The following is a 4792-nucleotide window of genomic DNA, read 5'->3' on the forward strand; positions in this document are numbered from 1 at the left end:
AGAAGTACCAGCTCAAACCCCGCGACTGGGCCGCCGCCGCACGCGAGGGACGCACCATCGCCCCCCTCGTCACCCGCCTCAACACCATCCGGCGCGACAACCCGGCCCTGCGGCAGCTGCGCGACCTCCACTTCCATCACGCCGACAAGGAAGAAGTGATCGTCTACAGCAAGCGGAGCGGATCGAACACGGTTCTGGTGGTCGCCAACCTCGACCCCCACCACACCCAGGAGGCGACGGTCTCGTTGGACATGCCGCAACTCGGCCTGGACTGGCACGAGTCGGTGCCGGTGCGCGACGAGCTCACCGGCGAGACCTATCACTGGGGCAGGGCCAACTATGTGCGCCTCGAACCGGGCCACAGGCCCGCGCACGTCTTCGTCCTGCGACCGTCCAACCCGCAGATCGGAGGGTCACCCACCATATGATCGTCAACGAGCCTGTTCAGGACACGTTCGAAGACACTCCCGCCAAGGACCGGAACCCGGACTGGTTCAAGCGCGCCGTCTTCTACGAGGTCCTCGTCCGCTCCTTCCAGGACAGCAACGGTGACGGCGTCGGCGACCTCAAGGGCCTGACCGCCAAGCTCGACTACCTCCAGTGGCTGGGGGTGGACTGCCTGTGGCTGCCGCCCTTCTTCAAGTCACCGCTCAGGGACGGCGGCTACGACGTCTCCGACTACACCGCCGTGCTGCCCGAGTTCGGTGACCTCGCCGACTTCGTGGAGTTCGTCGACGCCGCCCACCAGCGCGGCATGCGCGTGATCATCGACTTCGTCATGAACCACACCAGCGACCAGCACCCGTGGTTCCAGGAGTCCAGAAGGGACCCCGACGGCCCCTACGGCGACTACTACGTCTGGGCCGACGACGACAAGCAGTACCAGGACGCGCGGATCATCTTCGTCGACACCGAGGTCTCCAACTGGACGTACGACCCGGTACGCAAGCAGTACTACTGGCACCGCTTCTTCTCGCACCAGCCGGACCTCAACTACGAGAACCCGGCCGTGCAGGAGGAGATGATCTCCGCGCTGAAGTTCTGGCTGGACCTCGGCATCGACGGGTTCCGGCTGGACGCCGTGCCGTACCTGTACCAGCGGGAGGGCACCAACTGCGAGAACCTCCCGGAGACCCACGCGTTCCTGAAGCGGGTGCGCAAGGAGATCGACGCCCAGTACCCGGACACCGTGCTGCTGGCGGAGGCGAACCAGTGGCCGGAGGACGTCGTCGACTACTTCGGCGACTTCCGGGCCGGCGGCGACGAGTGCCACATGGCCTTCCACTTCCCCGTCATGCCCCGCATCTTCATGGCCGTACGACGGGAATCGCGCTACCCGGTCTCCGAGATCCTCGCCAAGACCCCCGCCATCCCCTCCGGCTGCCAGTGGGGCATCTTCCTGCGCAACCACGACGAACTCACCCTGGAGATGGTCACCGACGAGGAACGCGACTACATGTGGGCCGAGTACGCCAAGGACCCCCGCATGCGCGCCAACATCGGCATCCGCCGCCGCCTCGCCCCCCTCCTCGACAACGACCGCAACCAGATCGAACTCTTCACCGCCCTGCTCCTCTCCCTGCCCGGCTCCCCGATCCTCTACTACGGCGACGAGATCGGCATGGGCGACAACATCTGGCTCGGCGACCGCGACGCCGTCCGCACCCCCATGCAGTGGACCCCCGACCGCAACGCCGGCTTCTCCTCCAGCGACCCCGGACGCCTCTACCTCCCGGCGATCATGGACCCCGTCTACGGCTACCAGGTCACCAACGTCGAGGCCTCCATGGCCTCCCCCTCCTCCCTGCTCCACTGGACCCGCCGCATGATCGAGATCCGCAAGCAGAACCCCGCCTTCGGACTCGGGTCCTACACCGAACTGCCCTCCTCCAACCCCGCCGTCCTCGCCTTCCTCCGCGAGTACGAGGACGACCTCGTCCTCTGTGTGCACAACTTCTCCCGGTTCGCACAGCCCACCGAGCTCGACCTCAGGCGGTTCACCGGGCGGCACCCCGTCGAACTGTTCGGCGGTGTCCGCTTCCCGGCGATCGGTGAGCTGCCGTACCTGCTGACCCTCGCGGGCCACGGCTTCTACTGGTTCCGGCTGCGCGGGGAAGGCGTGTAGCAGCGCGTCCAGCCGAAGGAACGCGCACACAAGCCCGGGTGGGGCGGTTTCCACCGCCCCACCCGGGGCACGCAGAAGTAACCGCCCCGACGACCCGGGGAAAGGACGTGACGCCATGGCGGAAACGGTCACCCCCTCCGGCACCACCGCAAGTCCCGGCCAGCTGCTCGCGTCGTTCGATCCACTGCTGCGCGAGTGGCTGCCCAGGCAGCGCTGGTTCGCGGGCAAAGGACGCCCGGTCACCGGATTCACACCGGTCGCGGCCACCGAACTGCTGCCGCCCGACGGCCGGCTCGGCCTGTACCACCTGCTGGTCCGGGCCCACCAGCCGGCCACACTGGGCTCCCCGACGCAGCCCGGCGACTGCTACCAGCTCCTCATAGGCGTGCGCGAGGCGCTGCCGCCCCGGCTGGCGCCCGCGCTGATCGGACATGTGGAGGATGGCCCGCTGGCCGGACGCACGGTGTACGACGCCCTGTACGACACCCGGCCCGCCGAGATGCTGCTGGAGGCGCTGCGCTCGCAGGCCCGCGTCGGCGTGCTCCGCTTCGAGCGGGATCCGCGCCAGGAGATCCGCGAGGGGCTCGTGGCCCGGCTGATGACCGCCGAGCAGTCCAACACCTCGGTGGTCTATGGAGATACGTTCATTCTCAAGCTGCTGCGCCGGGTCGTGCCCGGCGTCAACCCCGACCTGGAGATACCCCTCGCCCTGGCCCGGGAGGGCTGCGCCCGGGTGCCCGCGCCGACCGCCTGGCTCCACGCCGAGCTGGACGGCGGCTCCGACTCCTATGTCCTGGGCGTGCTCCAGCCGTTCGTGCGGGGCGCGGGCGACGGCTGGGAGCTGGCGCTGCGCGAACTCGCCAAGGGAGAGGACTTCGTCGCCGACGCGCGGGCGCTGGGCCGGGCCACCGCCGAGGTGCACACCGCGCTCGCCCGTGCCCTGCCCACCGTCACCCTGGGCCACAGCCAGCTGCGGGTCCTCGTGGACGGCATGATGGAGCGCCTGACCGCCGCCGTACAGGCGGTGCCCGCGCTCGGGCCGTACGAGACCGGGCTGCGCTCGGCCTTCGAGGCGCTGGCCGGCCTGGCCGCCGAGGGCCGCACCTGGACCGCCCAGCGCATCCACGGCGACCTGCACCTCGGCCAGTGCCTGCGCTCGCCGTCCGGGCAGTGGTCGCTGATCGACTTCGAGGGCGAACCGGCCCGGCCGCTGGCCGAGCGGCGCATGCCGCAGCCGACGGTCCGGGACATCGCCGGGATGCTCCGCTCCTTCGACTACGCGGCCCATTCCGTCAGTCCCGCGGCAACGGACTGGGCGAGGGCCTGCCGGGCCGCCTACTGTTCCGGTTACACCGAGGTCGCGGGCACCGACCCGCGCACCGATCCCGTCATGCTGCGTGCCTACGAGACGGACAAGGCGATCTACGAGGTCGTCTACGAGGCCCGGCACCGACCCGACTGGCTCCCCGTACCCCTCGCGGCGGTCCACCGCCTCGCCACCTCCGACCTGACCTAGGGGGCCGCCCCCCCACCTCGCCCGGGAGACGCGTCCGTGACGTCCAAGAAGTCAGCGACCGAGAAGAACAAGTCCGGCAAGGGCAAGGCCGCCAAGCCGGCCAAGGCCGCCGAGCCCGCCAAGTCCCGCAAGTCCGCCGAGCCCGCCGAGCGCGCCAAGGAGAAGGCGCCCGCGCAGGCCGGGCCGCCGGAGATCGAGAGCGCGCCCGCCCCCGGGCCGGCTCCCGTACCCGCGCCCGCGGCCTCGCCCGAGGTGGAGGTCGCCGTCTCCCCGGCCGTCGACGCCGGTGACCGCGAGCGGCTGCTGCACGGCACCCATCACGACCCGCACGCGGTGCTGGGCGCGCACGTGGTGCCCGGCGGGGTCGCCTTCCGGGCCTTCCGCCCGTACGCGCGCTCCGTCACCGTCGTCTCCGGCGACCTGCGGGCCGGACTGCACGACGACGGCGACGGCTTCTTCTCCGGGCTGCTCCCACTGCGCGAGGTCCCGCGGTACCGGCTGCTGGTGGCGTACGAGGAGAACGTCCACGAGACGGAGGACGCCTACAGCTTCCTGCCCACGCTCGGCGACCTGGACCTGCACCTGATCGGCGAGGGCCGGCACGAGCAGTTGTGGCAGGCGCTCGGCGCGCACCCGACGACCCACCAGGGGGTCAAGGGCACCCGGTTCGCGGTGTGGGCGCCGAACGCGCGGGGCGTGCGGCTGGCGGGCGGCTTCAACTTCTTCGACGGCACCGGTCATCCGATGCGCTCGCTCGGCTCTTCCGGGGTGTGGGAGCTGTTCGTGCCGGGGCTCGGCGAGGGCGAGCTGTACAAGTTCGAGATCACCCGCCCGGACGGGTCCCGTACCCTGCGCGCCGACCCGATGGCCCGCCGCACCGAGGTCCCGCCCGCCACCTCGTCCATCGTGACGGCCTCGCACCACGAGTGGGGCGACGCCGAGTGGCTCGAGCGGCGCGCGAAGACGCCGGTGCACGAGGCACCGTTCTCGGTGTACGAGGTGCACCTGCCGTCCTGGCGGCCCGGTCTCACCTACCGGCAGCTCGCCGAGCAGCTCCCCGCGTACGTCAAGGACCTGGGCTTCACCCACGTCGAACTGATGCCGGTCGCCGAGCACCCCTTCGGCGGCTCCTGGGGCTACCAGGTCACCGG

At 70.6% G+C, this 4792-nt stretch carries 2 protein-coding genes and 2 pseudogenes; all 4 read left to right on the top strand.

The features are described from left to right. Positions 1-428 (top strand): annotated as a pseudogene (locus ABZX30_RS37670) (alpha-1,4-glucan--maltose-1-phosphate maltosyltransferase); the annotation flags it as partial. Beyond that, positions 425-2125 (top strand): maltose alpha-D-glucosyltransferase, encoded by a 1701-nt coding sequence (gene treS, locus ABZX30_RS37675; protein WP_355942830.1) that lies wholly within the window; start codon positions 425-427, stop codon positions 2123-2125. The pseudogene ABZX30_RS37670 and the gene treS, both read left to right, overlap by 4 nt. A 115-nt stretch (positions 2126-2240) precedes the next feature. Next, positions 2241-3641, top strand: a complete 1401-nt coding sequence (locus ABZX30_RS37680; protein WP_355942833.1) for a maltokinase — start codon at positions 2241-2243, stop codon at positions 3639-3641. Positions 3642-3677: 36 nt separating this feature from the next. Further along, positions 3678-4792: pseudogene (locus ABZX30_RS37685) on the top strand (1,4-alpha-glucan branching enzyme); the annotation flags it as partial.

Origin of the sequence: Streptomyces sp. NPDC004542 (genome assembly GCF_040610035.1) — a bacterium.
In the GTDB taxonomy this organism is placed as follows: Bacteria; Actinomycetota; Actinomycetes; order Streptomycetales; family Streptomycetaceae; genus Streptomyces.

What these genes read in the sequence shown, in the direction of transcription:
- treS (WP_355942830.1), top strand. Translation starts at nt 425, where the DNA reads ATGATCGTCAACGAGCCTGTTCAGGACACGTTCGAAGACACTCCCGCC.
- ABZX30_RS37680 (WP_355942833.1), top strand. Translation starts at nt 2,241, where the DNA reads ATGGCGGAAACGGTCACCCCCTCCGGCACCACCGCAAGTCCCGGCCAG.